Raw genomic sequence first — 15802 nt, 5'->3', positions numbered from 1 at the left:
TTTGCATGATGGCAGGTGAAATGAAAAATCCTGCAAAAACCTTGTCGCAGGCGATCATTACAGGAATTTTGGTTGTTACATCGCTTACATGTCGGTTAACATTGCGATGCTGCACGTGCTTCCTGCAGATAGAATCGTTAAATTAGGACCGATTGTAGCAGCAACGATACTACGTATTGAATCGCAACTAGAAAGGTCTGAAGGGAAATGGAATATATTGAGCCGGCGGGTAAATCATTCAGAAGAACGATTATTGCCTTGTTTTTAGGCAGTTTTGTCACTTTTGCTGATTTATACAGCACACAGCCTGTCATCCCGGTCATATCAGAACAATTCGATGTTTCACCGGCGACAGCAAGCCTGACCCTGTCCGTTGCCACGGGAACTTTGGCTGTTTTTTTGCTCGTTCTTTCACTTTTATCCGACAACATGGACAGGAAGCGGCTCATGGGTGGAGCTTTAGCGCTTTCAGCTATTTTATCTATTTGTGTCGGATTTACACATGAGTTACATCTGCTTATTATTTTAAGGGCTCTGCAGGGAGCGGCATTGGCAGGGTTTCCTTCGATTGCGATGGCTTATATTAATGAAGAATTCCACCCGAAAAGTTTGGGATATGTGATTGGCATTTATGTGAGTGGCTCAAGCATTGGCGGCCTGGCAGGAAGGCTGATGGTTGGAACCATTTCAGATTATTTTAACTGGAATGCCGCAATAGCCTGCCTGGGTATTCTAAGTTTAGCAATTAGCGTTTTGTTTTGGTTTATACTGCCGGAATCGAAACATCATAATCGTCAAAGCAATGTATCCTTTCAGAGATTGATCACTTCTATCGTTCATAATTTCAAAAACCGCAAGCTTGTTTTGCTGTATCTGCTAGGGTTTTTGCTGATGGGAGCCTTTGTCACGATTTATAACTATATCGGGATTCCTTTAATGCAGGAGCCGTACAATTTATCACAAACGTTATTGAGCTTTATCTTTATCATTTATCTTGTCGGGACATTCAGTTCGGCATGGATGGGAGGGCTTGCAGACCGCATGAACCGGGCAAAGGTTATTTTGTCAGGAATCCTTCTGATGGGAATCGGGGCGATTTTAACGTTGTGCGATCCCCTGGTACTGAAAATCGTCGGGTTGGCCATGTTTACGTTTGGGTTCTTTGGTGCCCATTCGATTGCAAGCAGCTGGGTCGGACTGCTTGCCCATAAAAGTGAAAAGGCCCAGGCTTCGTCGTTTTACTTATTATTCTATTATGCGGGCTCAAGCCTGATTGGAGCAATCGGGGGGGTATTCTTGCACCATTATGGCTGGTATGGTGTAATCGGGTTGATCAGCGGGTTACTGATAGTAGCGATCGTATTTTCCTTGCTAATCGGGGCCGGACATGCCGGAATGAAAGGAATGCTTGATACACCAGACGATAAAAACCAATAACCTATTAAAGAAGACAATACTTTCCGAAATGCAGTTACAGTGACTGAAAGTATTAACGGAACGAAAATGGCTGTAAGCGCAATGGATACCATCTCACATGTAGCAGCTGAATCGGCAGCCTCCACGCAGAGCGTGTTGGCTGCAACAGAGGAGCAAGTTGCTTCAATGCAGGAAATCAGCGCATTTTCCAGCTCGCTAACAAAATTAGCTGGTGAAATGAAATCACTTACTCATACTTTTAAAATATAGTGGCTGTGTAGAAGCGGATCTTACAAGTACCGGCGTGATTTAGTAAATGAGAAATTGCCATAACCAACAAAAGAGATACGGTACTCCCCGTATCTCATTAAATATGGAAGGCTTAAGGATCTTTCCTATAATACATCGCCCATGAGATCTGCCATTTCGAAACGCAGTTTTTCTGTTTCGTCCTCGACTACCGTAATCATCGTACCGTCAATTTCCACGACATCCCCTGGTTTTGACTCGAGTGGGAAAAGATTGATCGGAAACCCCTCAGTCTCGTCATTAATCGTTACAATTCCATAATCTCCTTCAAAGCGGTCGATGATTCCTTTCTTATTTTCATTCATATTATCCGCTCCAATATTAATAGTTTTTTATTCGTTTAGCCATGATATTCCCGTTTTTATTTCCATTAAACAATCAATTGACAACTTTCAACTTCCAAATAAAGGGATTTTCATTTTACGGCACTATATCTGCTATTTTCAAGGGAAAATACCTCTGCATCAGGCTGTGCCGGTTTCCCATATATGTCGTCAGATCGATATGCATGAACGTTCTTGTATACCTCTTGCATTTTTTCTGCTATCCACGTGTCGCATTTTCGGGACGAGGACCAATAAAATATATCCATTTCATTGAGCTCGGTTGTGATGGGATGGCGCCTTTGATAAATAATGGAAGAAGCTTTTACAAAGTTATTCTTCTCGTCTTCAAGTTTTCTAGAATCTGCACTTTTTACATACCAAAAAAACGATAGAAATAAACCAATTTTTCAAAAAGATGTTTGAAAAATTAAAAAAAAGGAAATATGTATTTCGTTATCATTCTTATAAATTAGCAAAGGCAGGGGAACGAGATGGGAAATACTCAGACAGAACAAATGAACGTAACAGCATTGCTCGGGTGGAGCTTGCAGGCTATTGAAGCAATAGATAAGCTAAACAGGCCTTATGTCGTTGTAGGTCCGCCTGAATTTCAGGATTTTGCCGATAAGAATGAAATACAGTTCGTGGCATGGCAATTCGAACGGTTAAATGAACGCTCCAACGAACTTTATGAGAAACTTTCGGCATTGAATACGAAACTCGCTGTCCCGGTTTATGAGGAGACAGTCGAATGGGCAGGGGCGCTAAATGCAAGGTTCAGTGATGATCCGCGTATTTTTAACCGTTCGCTTCTCTTGCGTGATAAAGGACTGATGAAACGAAAAGCACAAATGTCGGGAATTAAGGTCGGGGTATTTGAGGAAGCGTACTCAAAAGACGATGTCTATCGTTTCCTGAAGAGAGTGAATGAAGCACTGATAAAGATAGACGGAGATCCTAATGACCCCATTCACGTTAAACCATTGAATAAAGCAGGTACGGTTGGACATCGCCTGATTCGTGATGCCCAGGATATTGATTTAATGAATGAACAGGAATTTCCATGTCTGATGGAAAGCCACCTTGATGGACAGGAGTTTTCCTGTGAGGCCTTCGTCCATAATGGCGAGGTGCGGTTCTTGAACATCACCGAGTATGTGCAGCTTGGCCACTCTAATTTTGTCCCAGCCTCTCCGTCTCTTGAAGAATGGAGGCCGCAAATAAAAAAAGAAATCCAGAAGCTGGTTGATGCTTTTGAAATTAAATATGGCGTCATCCATCCCGAATATTTCATCTCGCCGGACGGCACGCTTAACTTCGGGGAAGTGGCAGCCCGTGTACCAGGAGGTCATATCTTCGAGCTTATTGAACGAGCTTATGGTTTTAGTGCGTTCCAGGCGCAGATTTTATGCAGCGACCCGGACACGACGGATGAGGAACTTGAAGCATTTTTCCCCGAAGAAGTGACATCGGCTAAGGGCTATGCCGGAAGTCTGATGGTATACCCGCGGGTTAAATTGATTGAAAAGTTGAACTTTCCTGAAGGATTGAAAAAGAATCCTTATTTTGAAAAGCATGATATGTTCATTCCAGTAACCTCGAAGGTTGCTGAACGGGTTGGGTTTGGAAACCATTATGGAACCATCTTCTTCTTCGGTAAAGACAGTGAACATATGTCAAGCATTATGAAACAATATCAGGAATATGATTTCTATTTATAAGAAGTGGGGGAAGAGAAAAAATGGGAGTCGAAACAGTTTCAGCGAAAGAGAAGTTTAAACAAGGCCTACAGGTGTTAAGTGATGCAAAGCCTTTCGCCAAAAGCATGTATCAAACGAACGTTTTCCAATTGGGCATTGAGCTTGCGGAGAGTAAGGAAGGGATGCAGGCGATTTATGAGAATGCATCAAAATTCGACGAGGCAGGCGTTTTTTTTGGCGGACCCTGGGAAGATGCTTCCAAGCTTCAGCCTCCGCTTGTCGGAGGATCACTCAAATTAAAAGGCGTAAACTCTATCATCGAGCTTTTCAGTGAAATGAGGATGCTCGCGATTGCCAAGGGTGATTACCATCATGAAAAGGTGAGTGAAAAAGAAGCCCGCTCTTTTCTAAATGAAGTGCTTGCCTTGAATCTCGATTTGTTGTTCCCGCCGGAAACGGAAGCGGCGAGGGTAGAATCCGGTGAGCATATCGAACGGGCCGAAAGACTGTTTCAATATTTGGGCGATGAGCTTTCTTTCAATGCGATTGCCGGCAAAATTGTTGGTGAAATAGAAAGATTGACCGTCCAGCGCCCAATCATGGTAGAACGGATTATGAAAATGATTCATATGGCAAAGCGGATGCTGGAAGCTGAAATTGATCAAAAATCAAAGAAATCTTTGTCTGCTTTCGATAAGGCAATCACTTTTCCTACACCTGTCAGTAAAAAGTATAAAGATTTGCGTAAGTACCAGAGCCATTTGAAGGAAATGGATGAACCGGAATTGATAGAGGAAGCGAATGCCTTTGCCAAATCGGTAAATGCTACAGGCCTGGTATCTCCGCATCATGCGACATTTACCCGCTTTTTGAATCGGGCTAATGGTGATTTGCTCCCGCTTGCCTTTGATTTATCGGAAACAGGAACAGCGAGCTTTAACGTCAATAAAGAGCTGATCCATGACATCATTCAGCTGGCGATTCATCCTGAGACGAGCCAATCGATTTATGGGCTTGGAAGAATGCTTGACCGCGGTGTTTTGACACAGGATCCGATTTTACCGGCGATCCGCCGCCTGCTTGAGCTGGATATTCATTCAAAAGTAAAAAGATCCTTGCTTAAGCCTGAGTACAAGCGAGGCGCCATTACGGCAAACGGGGTTTTAGTAGCCGGGACTGTCAGTGTGTTAGGCCAGCCTCTGGGCGTCGGTCAGGGACTGAATCCGACATGCCAATCAGCAAGGGCCATCAGCCTCTGGGCGCAGCATGGCATTGGCCAGTTGCTGGAATACATTGCCCGCGGTGCCAGAGATAACGATATAGATGTAACATTTGAAGGAGAGGTCATCCACGCAAGCGGGCTGGAAGAGGGTGTGGCAGGCGGGGAAATCCACCAGGAGCTCGATCCGGTCTCGATTGTTCTCGTCCCTCATTTAGACAAGATATATAATGAGATGATGAAAAGGACACTTCTGCGTGGAGAAGACGGACACAAATGGGCCAATCCTGAATTTTACGGCGAATGGATTCCACGGGGCTTTATTAACTTTGTCGATCCGCTGACCGGATTCGTTGTCGATTATCCGGCCTTTGTCCGCTTGTTTTACGCGACCCATCACCCTGAATATAATGAAGGCTATGAAATGATTTACCCGAATCCGGTCGGGATATTTATTACAAATGTCCATGGAAAATTGCTTGGGCTTCATGCGGTATCGATCCAGCGGATTGCCGAGGATGAAAACGGAGAATACAGGCTCTATTTCTATAATCCCAACAATGACAGCGGTCAGAATTGGGGCCAGGGCATCGAACCAAGCGTTTCCGGAAACGGCGAACTGGAAGGGGAAGCGTCCCTCCCATTCCATGAATTCGTATCCCGTATGTATGCCTTCCACTACAATCCTTATGAACAAGGCGATACCTATATGGTCGAAGATGAATTGGTGCAGAAAGTAGAGGACATTGCCAGGGAAAGCTGGGGAGAAGCTTATACATGGGCGGAATAAGACCAACAAATCGTTAATTCAAAGCAGCGTGATCACTCAGGCCAGTGATCACGCTGCTTTTTATATATAATGGAAGAGTATAAAGCGGTCTGGAAAGAACCTTTTTTCACAAAAGAAAATTTCGTTTCCGGGCAGAATTTAACAAAACAAGAGTTAGGAAAATAATTCAACCAAACTCCGGATCAATTCAACCGTTTTAATGTTAATTCAACCAAACTCCCCGTTTGTAGTCAATCATAATATTCACTAAGTCTGAAAATGCATACAAAGTTAAAGAATGAGTTCTTCTTTTAAGGATTTATCCCTGATGTATACAAAGATAGCACTATTATGAAAACTGTTTCAGTTTCTATTCAGGTTTTTAACATTTCTTTGAGTGGATTTCTCCGGTTGAAGTTGTGGCAGAGTATTTATAGGGGCACTTACGTTGTTGCTGATTAATTAATCACCCAATTCCCAAAAAGGAAGTAGACATCTTCCATTTACTGTCTATAATATAATAAACCTTTTGATTGAAGGGGCAGGGATAAATGGGCCTTTTATGGCATGTAGGTGAAAATCAGTTTCCGTATCTTGTTGGGTTATATGGCCAGAATGGGAAAAACGATAAGCAAATGATCAAAGAAAGTCTGCTCCAGGAAGCTCAAGAATTGATGAATGACCGAATCGGAATAGAGTGCTTGTTTAAATATGCGCCATCGCTGGATCAATATGGTTTTTTTTCAGGAGGGCCATGGGAGAACGCCAGCAAGCTCCAGCCCCAACTGGTTCGCGGGACGCTTGCAGCTGGCGGAAAGCTTGCTGCAGCGGAGACAATCAGCAATTTACGAATGCTCGCTGTAGCTACTGGATTATATATTTCCCCTTACATTCCTAGGGAGGATGCCAAAAGCTATCTGGATAAAGTCCTCACTCATAACCTGGATATTTTATACCAGCCTGAAACAGAAGAAATGAGAATTAAAGGCACCCAGGAAACATTACAAATCAGGCAGCTGTTTGAATTTATTTTCACACAGCATTCTTTCCCGGGGATACTCACTTTTTTGACCGAAGAAATTAAAAAGCTTTCCATCCAGAGGCCGATCATTACGAGTAATATCGAAAAGTTAATTGCTTCAGGCATTAATTGCACAATGGAGGATCAAAGGATAAATACGGAGTTTCACCGTTTTGAAAGTGCAGTGACCCTCCCCTCTGAATTATCGAGGCAATATAAGGGGAATTATGTTGAAGACCTTGCTCACAGCACTGAAACTATACTCGCAAAAGAAGCGGAACAATTGAGCAGGTCCATGCATGACACCGGGCTAGTTTCCAAGGTTCATGTGCACTTTATAACCTTTGCTGTAAAACATCATTTCCACTTAGTGGGAAAAATGTTAGGGTTAAGCTCGGATGGTTTCAGAAGGCTGAATGCAAATGCTGATTTAGTAAAAAAGTTGATTGAAATAGCGATAAAGCCACACACAAAACAGTCTGTATACGGGTTGTCACGACTGCTGGAGCGGGATATTTTTACCGCTGATTTTACAAACAGGTTAGAAGTATTTATCCGTACAGTCCCGGTCCCGGAAGCGGAAAATAAACTAAAAGCCCTCTATTACGATAACGAACTCGAAGCATCGGTTTCTCTGCTTGCAGGGATAGTCAGCGTACTTGGCCAGCCATTGGGAATCGGCCAGGGATTTAATCCATGCTGCCAGTCGACAAGGGCACTCAGCTACTGGGCGCAAAAAGATCCGGTCTTCCTGCTTGACCTTCTAGCAGAGGCAGTGACAAACGGGAATATTACTTGTTTCTTCGAAGGAATAACGATCGATTCTTGCGCTCTTACAGTAAAAGATCTTGATTACACAATACCAATGGATTCTGTTTCAGTGGTGTTAGTTCCGCCTCTGCATGCAATTTACGAAGATATGATAAAGCGGATAGGATTCAGGGGAGAAGATATCCATAAAGTGATTAATCCTGCTTTCCATCGAAGTGGAGTGCTATCCGGCTTTGCTGATAAATATCATCATGACGATTTTTCCGACCAGTTTCAAAACTATTATCATCCGGCTTATTCCAATACCATCAACAGTTACCTTCCTCAGCCGGCAGGGATTGTCATTTATGACCAAAACGATCAAGCTTTAGGAGCACATGCTATCTTGATTCAGCGGATAGGAGAAGACCCTGAGGGCAACAATCGTGTCTATTTTTACAATCCGAACAACGACAGCAGCCAGACATGGGGAAGCAATATCAAAACGAGCGTCACAGAGAATGGTGAATTAGAGGGGGAAAGTTCGCTGCTTTTTGCTGATTTCTTAACGTGCTTATATGCGTTTCACTATCCAGAGTAACATGAAAAAAGTTCTTGATAAGAACAAATAGCACCTTGATGATAGAACAAAAAAGCGATGGAACCCATTCTATCGCTTTTTTGTTTTTAGTTTGAGCTTTATTAGAAAAAAGGAAATTTATGAAACCATATCCCCAAATAGACGTATTAAATGGTAATATAAGGGTAGATAAAAAAGAAAAAATCTAGTTAAAAGGACTGAGCATGATGGAGCTATTCGGGGCCCCGCTGGAACAAATTTATTTATATGGATTGATCATTGCCGGTGTGTTGACGTTTGTGTTTATTCTGTTAAATGATATTTTTGCTGGATTACATCTTCCAGATGTATTGAACCCTGCTTTAATTTTGTCATTTCTCACTATTTTCAGCGCTTGCGGCTATCTTTTAGAGCATTTGACTTCCTTGTCCAGCATCTTTGTCTCAGTTATCGCAGCGGTAACCGCAGTACTTTTAGTCAGTTTGCTTAATGTACTTATCCTAATCCCGTTATCCTCCGCGGAAGAATCACTGGTCATCTTAGAAGCAGATTTAAAGGGACGTGTAGGAACGGTGATTACATCCGTTCCGGTAGATGGTTTTGGCGAAGTGCTTATTGAAAGCAAAAGCGGTTCCTTTGCAAAACCTGCAGTCAGTTTTCATGCAGAAAATATCCCCTCACAAACAAAGGTATTGATTATTGATGTTCAAAATGGAATTTTGCACGTTGCTCCGCGTGAGCAGATCTTAGATATTGGATAGGAGGGTTTCCTTATGTTTAATGTAGTATGGATTGTAGTTGCAGTGGTGGCTTTTTTGTTAATTGCCCTTTTGGGGATCTTTATTACAAAATATCGAACAGCTGGGCCTGATGAAGCGTTGATCGTTACAGGGAGCTATCTTGGAAACAAAAACGTACACGTCGATGAATCAGGAAACAAAATCAAGATTGTTCGCGGAGGAGGAACCTTTGTATTTCCAGTCTTCCAACAGTCAGAGCCATTAAGCTTGTTATCCAGCAAGCTTGAAGTGTCAACCCCGGAAGTATACACCGAACAAGGCGTGCCGGTTATGGCGGACGGAGTATCGATTATTAAAATTGGCAATACCATTTCAGAAATTGCCACCGCTGCTGAGCAATTCCTTGGAAAAGCAAAACAGGACAGGGAACAGGAGGCACGTGAGGTTCTCGAAGGCCATCTCCGCTCCATTCTAGGTTCGATGACGGTCGAAGAAATTTATAAAAACCGAGAAAAGTTTTCCCAGGAAGTCCAGCGAGTGGCCTCTCAGGATCTGGCTAAGATGGGATTAATCATCGTTTCGTTTACGATTAAAGATGTTAGGGACAAAAACGGCTATTTGGATTCGCTTGGTAAACCGAGGATTGCACAGGTAAAGAGGGACGCGGATATCGCTACTGCTGAAGCCGACAAGGAAACCCGTATTAAAAGGGCTGCCGCCGCAAAGGAGGCCCAAAAGGCCGAGCTTGAAAGGGCCACTGAAATTGCCGAGGCAGAAAAGATCAATAAATTGAAAATTGCTGAATACCGCCGAGAGCAGGATATTGCCAAAGCCAAAGCTGACCAGGCTTATGATTTAGAAACGGCCCGCTCCAAACAAGAAGTGACCGAACAAGAAATGCAAATCAAAATTGTCGAACGCCAAAAGCAAATTGAACTTGAGGAAAAAGAAATTCTCAGACGTGAAAAGCAATATGATTCGGAAGTAAAGAAAAAAGCCGATGCTGACCGCTATGCCGTTGAACAGGCGGCTTCAGCAGACAAGATGAAGCAAATCACGGAAGCGGACGCGAATCAATATCGAATCGAAGCGATGGCAAAAGCAGAAGCGGAGCGAGTGCGCATGGACGGACTTGCAAAAGCAGAAGCGCAACGGGCGCAAGGTACCACTGAAGCAGAAATCATCCGCTTAAAAGGGGTTGCCGAAGCAGAAGCAAAACAAAAAATTGCCGAAGCATTCGAGCAGTTCGGCCAGGCTGCCGTCATGGATATGATCTTAAAAATGCTGCCTGAATACGCGAAAGAAGTGGCTAAGCCGCTTGGAAGCATCGATAAAATCACAGTGGTTGATACCGGAAGCAGCGGACCAAACAGCGGCGCCAATAAAGTGACAGGATATGCAACGAATCTAATGGCCACTCTGCAAGAATCATTAAAGGCTTCTTCTGGAATAGATGTGAAGGAGCTGATTGAGAACTTCTCAGGCAAGCGTGATATGTACCCATCAAGACAAGCAATTGAAAAAGAACTAGTAGAAACAAGCATGACTACGGCTGCAAGTAAAGAAAAAGCTTAAGGAAGGAATAGTATGTGTTCAAAATGAAAAGAGGCTCAATTTTCTATTAAAGGGAATAGATCCTCTTTTTTTCGGGGATTAAAAGGAGGGCACTAAACTAAAGATTACTGGGGAAAAGGGATAGCTAGTGAAGCATTGGTAGCTGTTGTTAAGTATGGTTATCACCACTTTCAATTAGAAAGAATTGAGGCTTTGATTGAACCTGCTAATCTTCCATCACAAAAACTTGTAGAAAAGCAAGGCTTTAAGAGAGAGGGATTGCTGAGACACTATGAATTTACTTGTGGCAAACTCGATGATTTATATATGTACTCCATCATAAAAGAAGATCTCTAAAGAAAAATGTTGTTGTTCCGGAAAAGGGGCGATTGCAGCATAGTGTGATTGCTTTTTGCTTATTGTTGAATTGGAGGTTTGTGGAATGAGGATTTGTATTAGGGCTGAATTGATAATGATTAATTTCTTTTTGTGGGGAACTGGGAATTGGGTAGGGATCCTGTCTGCTATTTTAATTGTACAAGTGGCCCCTCAATCTGTGAATCGTTTCCGTATCCCCTTCTTATTATGAAGAAAAAATAGGTATAATCAGCTATTAAACAGACAGTTGTTTGCCTTTGAAGATCAATAGAATAGATCTTAATAACTGTAGTTTGGTAAGTTAACAAAATCTTCATCCTACTCCTATATCCTCGTGGTATATTTATCTAGGATTTCAAATTCTTTGAGAGGAATGTGAGTACTATGTCGATTAAGCACAATTTGAAAAAGTGGCTTGCCTCTTCCGTTGCCATTGGACTCGTAACAACACAATTTGCAGTTCCATCTCTTGCTCATGGGCATGATCACGGGCACCATAAACAAAAGCATCAGAACCGTTCGGAGTTTTCGCTGCGCATTATGGAGACGACTGACATCCATACCAATCTATTAGGCTATGATTATTACAAAAATGCACCTTCTGATTCAGTTGGGTTTTCACGGACTGCGACTCTGATCAAGCAGGCAAGAAAAGAAGTGAAAAACAGTGTCTTAGTTGATAATGGCGACTTGATTCAAGGTACACCGCTGGGAACATATAAAGCCAAAGTGGATCCTCTTGAAAAACGAGAAGTCCATCCCGCATATAAAGCCATGAACCAAATGGGCTACGATATCGCTACATTTGGAAACCATGAGTTTAACTATGGATTGGATTATCTAAATGAAGCGATTAATGATGCGAAATTTTCCTATGTAAATGCCAATATCTATAAAGATGACCATGATAACAATCCCCGTAATGATAAGAATGCCTTTAAACCTTATAAAATTGTCGAGAAAGTTGTAACTGATAAAAGAGGAAAAAAAGCCAAAGTAAAAATCGGTTATATCGGTTTTGTTCCGCCGCAAATTATGGATTGGGACAAAGCTAACCTGGAAGGCAAAGTAACCACAAAAGGAATTGTGGAAACAGCGAAAAAGTATATTCCGGAAATGAAGCGAAAAGGTGCGGATGTTGTTATTGCGCTGACCCATTCCGGTTTTAGTGGAGATATTAAAAACACCGAAGACGTGATTTATTCACTCAGTAAGGTTCCCGGAATCAATGCAATCACATTCTCGCATACTCATAAAGTATTTCCAGCAGCAGACGAAAAAACGTTGGACATCCTCTTCAAAGACGCAAGTGGCAATGTTCTTCCTGGAGTAGACAACAAAAAAGGTACGATTAATGGAGTCCCTGCTGTCCAGGCCGGCTATGGCGGCGGAAACTTGGGAATTATCGACCTTGATATCAAACGTGTGAAAGGAAAGTGGAAGGTCTACAATTCCCAGGCTTCTACACGAGCGATTATTGATAAAGCAACCGGTAAGAAGGTAGAAGAAAATAAAGCCGTCGCTGCTGCGGTAAAAGCAGATCACGATGCTACAATTAAATATGTGAACACACCGATTGGAAAAACCACGGCACCAATTCACAGCTATTTCGCACTGGTGAAGGATGATCCATCCGTACAAGTGGTAACGAACGCCCAAAAGTGGTATGTGGAAAAATATATTGCCAATAACAAACCACAATATAAAGATCTTCCTATTCTTTCTGTTGGGGCACCTTTCAAAGCAGGACGCAATGGTGTGGAGGAATACACGGAAATTCAACCAGGCGATTTAACGATCAGAAGCGCCGGAGATCTATATCTGTATGACAACACGTTAAAAGCAATTAAAGTAAAAGGATCTGTGGTAAAAGAATGGCTTGAGATGTCGGCAGGCAAATTCAATACAATTGACCCGGCGAAAACAGAAGAACAAAAACTGCTAAATGATAAGTTTGCTGTTTATAACTTTGATGTTATCGACGGGGTAACGTATCAAATCGATGTCACAAAGCCATCCCGTTATGATGAAAAAGGTACAAAGTTATCCGATTCCAGCCGTATCACGAATCTAAAGTATAACGACAAAGCAGTAGACCCTGAACAAGAATTTATTGTGGCTACAAATAACTACCGTGCAGGCGGCGGCGGAAACTTCCCTGGCGTGAAGGGCAGCGAGTATGTTGTTGACTCAGCTGATGAAAACCGCCAGATCTTAATGGATTACATTTCAGAAGTCAAAGAAATCAATCCAACAGCTGATGACAACTGGTCGATCGCACCTATCTTTGGCGATGTGAATGTAACCTTTACTTCATCTCCAAAAGGTGCTGAGTATTTAACAGCTGACAGCAAAATCTCTTATACCGGCAAAACCGATGACAATGGCTTTGGCATTTTCAAATTTAACTTAAAAGGCGAGAAGCCTGCCAATGTAAAGGTTCAATTGCTTGGAATCAACGACCTTCACGGACAGCTGGATACGACGTCCGAATTTGGTGGTATAAAACAAGGACGTATTGATTATTTAGCTGCATACCTAAAGAAGCGGGAAGCGGAAAATCCGGCAAATACCCTACTGCTTACTGCCGGGGATGCTGTGGGCGCAAGTGCACCCGTTTCCTCTAAGCTGCAGGATAAACCGACCCTGGAGTTCCTGAATAATATGGGCTTTGATGTTGGAACGGTCGGTAACCATGAGTTTGATAAAGGTGTAGATACGCTAATGGCGCAAATCAACGGCGGGAAATCGCCTACTTCCGATGTGGAATTTGAAGGATTAGATTTTCCCTATGTTGTTGCTAACGTAATCTATAAAGATACTAAAAAGCCAATTCTTGATCCGTATGTGATCAAAAAGGTCGGCGGGGTAGATATTGGATTTATCGGTGTTGTGACCAACGCAACGCCTTCCAAGGTAACTCCGGCCGGAATTGAAAAGATAGAATTTATTGAACAGGCTCCCGCTGTTAACAGTGCGGTGGCAGAATTAAAGAAAAACGGCGTCGAGTCGATTGTTGTCATTTCCCATGATCCCGGCAGCGATAGAAATGGTATTGTGTCGGGTGAAGCTATCGATCTGGCAAACGCAGTAGATGATGAAGTAGACGTTATCCTTGCTGGTGACAACCATGCGAAGCTGAATAATGTTGTTGATAACAAACTAGTGGTCCAGGCATTCTCATACGGAACAGCCTTCGAGGATGTTGATCTTGAAATCGACCCAATTACAAATGAAATCGTGAAAAAGTCAGCTGAAATCGTAACGGTCGCTCAACAAGGCATCACTCCTGATGCGGAAACGACGACTTTCATTAACAAGTATCTTGATATGTTCCCTGAATTAAAAGAACCACTTGGTACAGCAGATACACCGATTGTAAGAACAAATGCCTATACAGAAGAAACAGCACTTGGGAACCTGATTGCAGACGCCATGAGGGATGACTTGAAATCAGACTTTGCCTTCATGAACCCAGGTGGCATTCGTGCAGATATTCCTCAAGGAACGATTACGTATGCTGACCTTGCGAAAATTCAGCCTTTCGGTAACACGCTTGTAAAGCTGACACTAACAGGTGCAGAAATCAAAACATTACTGCAGCAGCAATGGGCCATTGAAGGCTCTCCAAAAACACTGCAAATCTCCGGTCTGAAGTATAAAGCTGACTTCAGCAAGCCTGTCACGGAACGGGTTGTCGAGTTGACTAAAGCAGACGGCACACCAATTGAGGATACAAAAGAGTATACTGCAACCGTCAATGACTTCATGGCTGGCGGCGGAGATAACTATCTTGTCCTGAAAGGAAAAGAAAGAACGTACGGTTCTCCCGATCTGGATGCTTTCGTAAATTACGTGAAAAAGACATTCAACGGCGGCAAAATCACCGCTTCTGTTGAAGGGCGGATTACAAACCTAAATAAATAATATTTGTGCGAAACTCTTACAGCTATGCTGTAGGGGTTTCTTTTTGTAAGTTTGGAAAAACCCTTGGTTTCGCTTGATTCAAAATATATATATGCCCTTTATAAAAGAAAAAGTAGTTTCGAAAACTTATTCCACTCATCTAGAAATTGTAACTTTTTCCCTCATCTCTCGTCTCTTCATACAGAGGGGGAATAAAGAATGAAATGGAAAAGGTCCGCTGCTTTATGTATTTTGCTTTTAACTTTCCTGGCATCAGGCTGTTCAGAAAATAAAGAATCAAGTATTGACGATAAGGTTTCATCGGGAGCCAAAAGTGAAAGCTCTCAGAATTCGGAAGAGAACCCGGAGACCTTTGCAAAGGAAGACGGCAAAGAAAAGACATCCGAAGTGGACAGTAAGAACGTTGTAAACGACAGAATGGTTATCCATAACGCGGAACTGCGGCTGGAAGTGAAAAATCTAGAAAAGAATCACTTGAAACTCGAGGATAAAGTGAAACGATATGGAGGATACATTGTAGAATCGAATGTATTCATCGAAGAAGAAGGGCACATAAACGGAACGTTAATTGCCAGAGTGCCTGAAAAAAACTTTCAGCAATTCTTGAATGATGCGGAAGGAACAGCTGCAAAAGTGGTGGAACGAACGGTAAACGGTCAGGATGTCACGGAGGAATATGTCGACCTCCAATCGCGTCTGAAAGCTAAAAAAACAGTGGAAGCAAGGCTACTTGATTTCATGAAAAAAGCCGAAAAAACAGAAAATCTCCTCAGGATTTCAACGGATCTGGCAGGCGTGCAGGAGGAAATCGAATCTATCATGGGAAGGATAAAATTCCTCGATAACCAGGTGGCATACTCAACTGTGACAATAAACACGTTTGAGGAAAAAGTGATTGTCCCTGCTATCGATGAAGAAGAGTTAAATACATGGGAAAAAACGAAAAAACAATTCGCGGGCAGCATCAACTTCTTGATGGCAACACTTTCAGCAATCACCGTTATTACTGTTGGTAATCTTCCGGTTCTTGTCATTCTTATCGCAATCGGAGTTTTAATTTATCTGGCTATAAGGAAAAGAAAAAAATAAAGCACAATGAAACGGGTTACCAGA

The 15802-nt window shown here is 42.6% G+C and carries 10 protein-coding genes and 2 pseudogenes; 11 read left to right on the top strand and 1 reads right to left on the bottom strand.

Annotation, left to right across the window (positions count from 1 at the left end; genetic code table 11):
• Positions 1-8 precede the first annotated feature (8 nt).
• The 3 genes and pseudogenes from ELQ35_RS23260 to ELQ35_RS18895 all read left to right on the top strand — a co-directional run.
• Positions 9-172: pseudogene (locus tag ELQ35_RS23260) on the top strand (serine/threonine protein kinase); the annotation flags it as partial.
• A 35-nt stretch (positions 173-207) separates the two neighbouring features.
• On the top strand, positions 208-1437 hold the full coding sequence (locus tag ELQ35_RS18900) for an MFS transporter (protein WP_126866744.1): 1230 nt from the start codon (positions 208-210) through the stop codon (positions 1435-1437).
• Positions 1438-1476: 39 nt separating this feature from the next.
• Positions 1477-1686 (top strand): hypothetical protein, encoded by a 210-nt coding sequence (locus tag ELQ35_RS18895; protein ID WP_126866743.1) that lies wholly within the window; start codon positions 1477-1479, stop codon positions 1684-1686.
• A 125-nt stretch (positions 1687-1811) separates the two neighbouring features.
• On the opposite strand, the gene ELQ35_RS18890 is transcribed toward ELQ35_RS18895, so the two are convergent.
• Entirely contained in the window at positions 1812-2030 is a 219-nt protein-coding gene (locus ELQ35_RS18890; protein ID WP_126866742.1) for a DUF3006 domain-containing protein, read from the bottom strand.
• A gap of 512 nt (positions 2031-2542) precedes the next feature.
• Here ELQ35_RS18890 and ELQ35_RS18885 point away from each other — a divergent pair.
• From ELQ35_RS18885 to ELQ35_RS18850, 8 genes and pseudogenes are all read left to right on the top strand, one after another.
• A complete protein-coding gene (locus ELQ35_RS18885) occupies positions 2543-3772 on the top strand; it encodes an ATP-grasp domain-containing protein (RefSeq protein ID WP_126866741.1) in 1230 nt (409 codons plus the stop codon).
• Positions 3773-3792: 20 nt separating this feature from the next.
• Complete coding sequence (locus tag ELQ35_RS18880; protein WP_126866740.1) at positions 3793-5760, top strand: hypothetical protein; 1968 nt, start codon at positions 3793-3795, stop codon at positions 5758-5760.
• A 530-nt stretch (positions 5761-6290) separates the two neighbouring features.
• Positions 6291-8111, top strand: coding sequence for a hypothetical protein (locus ELQ35_RS18875; protein WP_126866739.1), 1821 nt, complete (start codon positions 6291-6293; stop codon positions 8109-8111).
• A gap of 206 nt (positions 8112-8317) precedes the next feature.
• Positions 8318-8851, top strand: coding sequence for an NfeD family membrane protein (locus tag ELQ35_RS18870; RefSeq protein WP_126866856.1), 534 nt, complete (start codon positions 8318-8320; stop codon positions 8849-8851).
• Between the two features lie 12 nt (positions 8852-8863).
• Positions 8864-10405 (top strand): flotillin lipid rafts scaffold protein FloT, encoded by a 1542-nt coding sequence (locus tag ELQ35_RS18865; RefSeq protein ID WP_126866738.1) that lies wholly within the window; start codon positions 8864-8866, stop codon positions 10403-10405.
• Between the two features lie 99 nt (positions 10406-10504).
• Positions 10505-10741, top strand: a pseudogene (locus tag ELQ35_RS18860) (GNAT family N-acetyltransferase); the annotation flags it as partial.
• 405 nt (positions 10742-11146) lie between these two features.
• The gene (locus ELQ35_RS18855; protein ID WP_126866737.1) at positions 11147-14689 is read left to right on the top strand and encodes a bifunctional 2',3'-cyclic-nucleotide 2'-phosphodiesterase/3'-nucleotidase; all 3543 of its coding nucleotides are present in this window, start codon (positions 11147-11149) and stop codon (positions 14687-14689) included.
• 198 nt (positions 14690-14887) lie between these two features.
• Positions 14888-15778: a DUF4349 domain-containing protein gene (locus ELQ35_RS18850; protein ID WP_126866736.1), complete on the top strand. Its 891-nt coding sequence runs from the start codon at positions 14888-14890 to the stop codon at positions 15776-15778.
• The last annotated feature ends 24 nt before the right edge of the window (positions 15779-15802 follow it).

This window comes from Peribacillus cavernae (assembly GCF_003989135.1).
GTDB classification, from domain to species: Bacteria; Bacillota; Bacilli; order Bacillales; family DSM-1321; genus Peribacillus; species Peribacillus cavernae.
Note: the sequence above shows the minus strand (reverse complement) of the source record. Positions and strands in the feature narration are given on the sequence as shown.

Coding starts and splice junctions, on each gene's coding strand:
- ELQ35_RS18855 (WP_126866737.1), top strand. CDS start 11,147: ATGTCGATTAAGCACAATTTGAAAAAGTGGCTTGCCTCTTCCGTTGCC.
- ELQ35_RS18890 (WP_126866742.1), bottom strand. CDS start 2,030: ATGAATGAAAATAAGAAAGGAATCATCGACCGCTTTGAAGGAGATTAT.
- ELQ35_RS18880 (WP_126866740.1), top strand. CDS start 3,793: ATGGGAGTCGAAACAGTTTCAGCGAAAGAGAAGTTTAAACAAGGCCTA.
- ELQ35_RS18875 (WP_126866739.1), top strand. CDS start 6,291: ATGGGCCTTTTATGGCATGTAGGTGAAAATCAGTTTCCGTATCTTGTT.
- ELQ35_RS18900 (WP_126866744.1), top strand. CDS start 208: ATGGAATATATTGAGCCGGCGGGTAAATCATTCAGAAGAACGATTATT.
- ELQ35_RS18850 (WP_126866736.1), top strand. CDS start 14,888: ATGAAATGGAAAAGGTCCGCTGCTTTATGTATTTTGCTTTTAACTTTC.
- ELQ35_RS18865 (WP_126866738.1), top strand. CDS start 8,864: ATGTTTAATGTAGTATGGATTGTAGTTGCAGTGGTGGCTTTTTTGTTA.
- ELQ35_RS18885 (WP_126866741.1), top strand. CDS start 2,543: ATGGGAAATACTCAGACAGAACAAATGAACGTAACAGCATTGCTCGGG.
- ELQ35_RS18870 (WP_126866856.1), top strand. CDS start 8,318: ATGGAGCTATTCGGGGCCCCGCTGGAACAAATTTATTTATATGGATTG.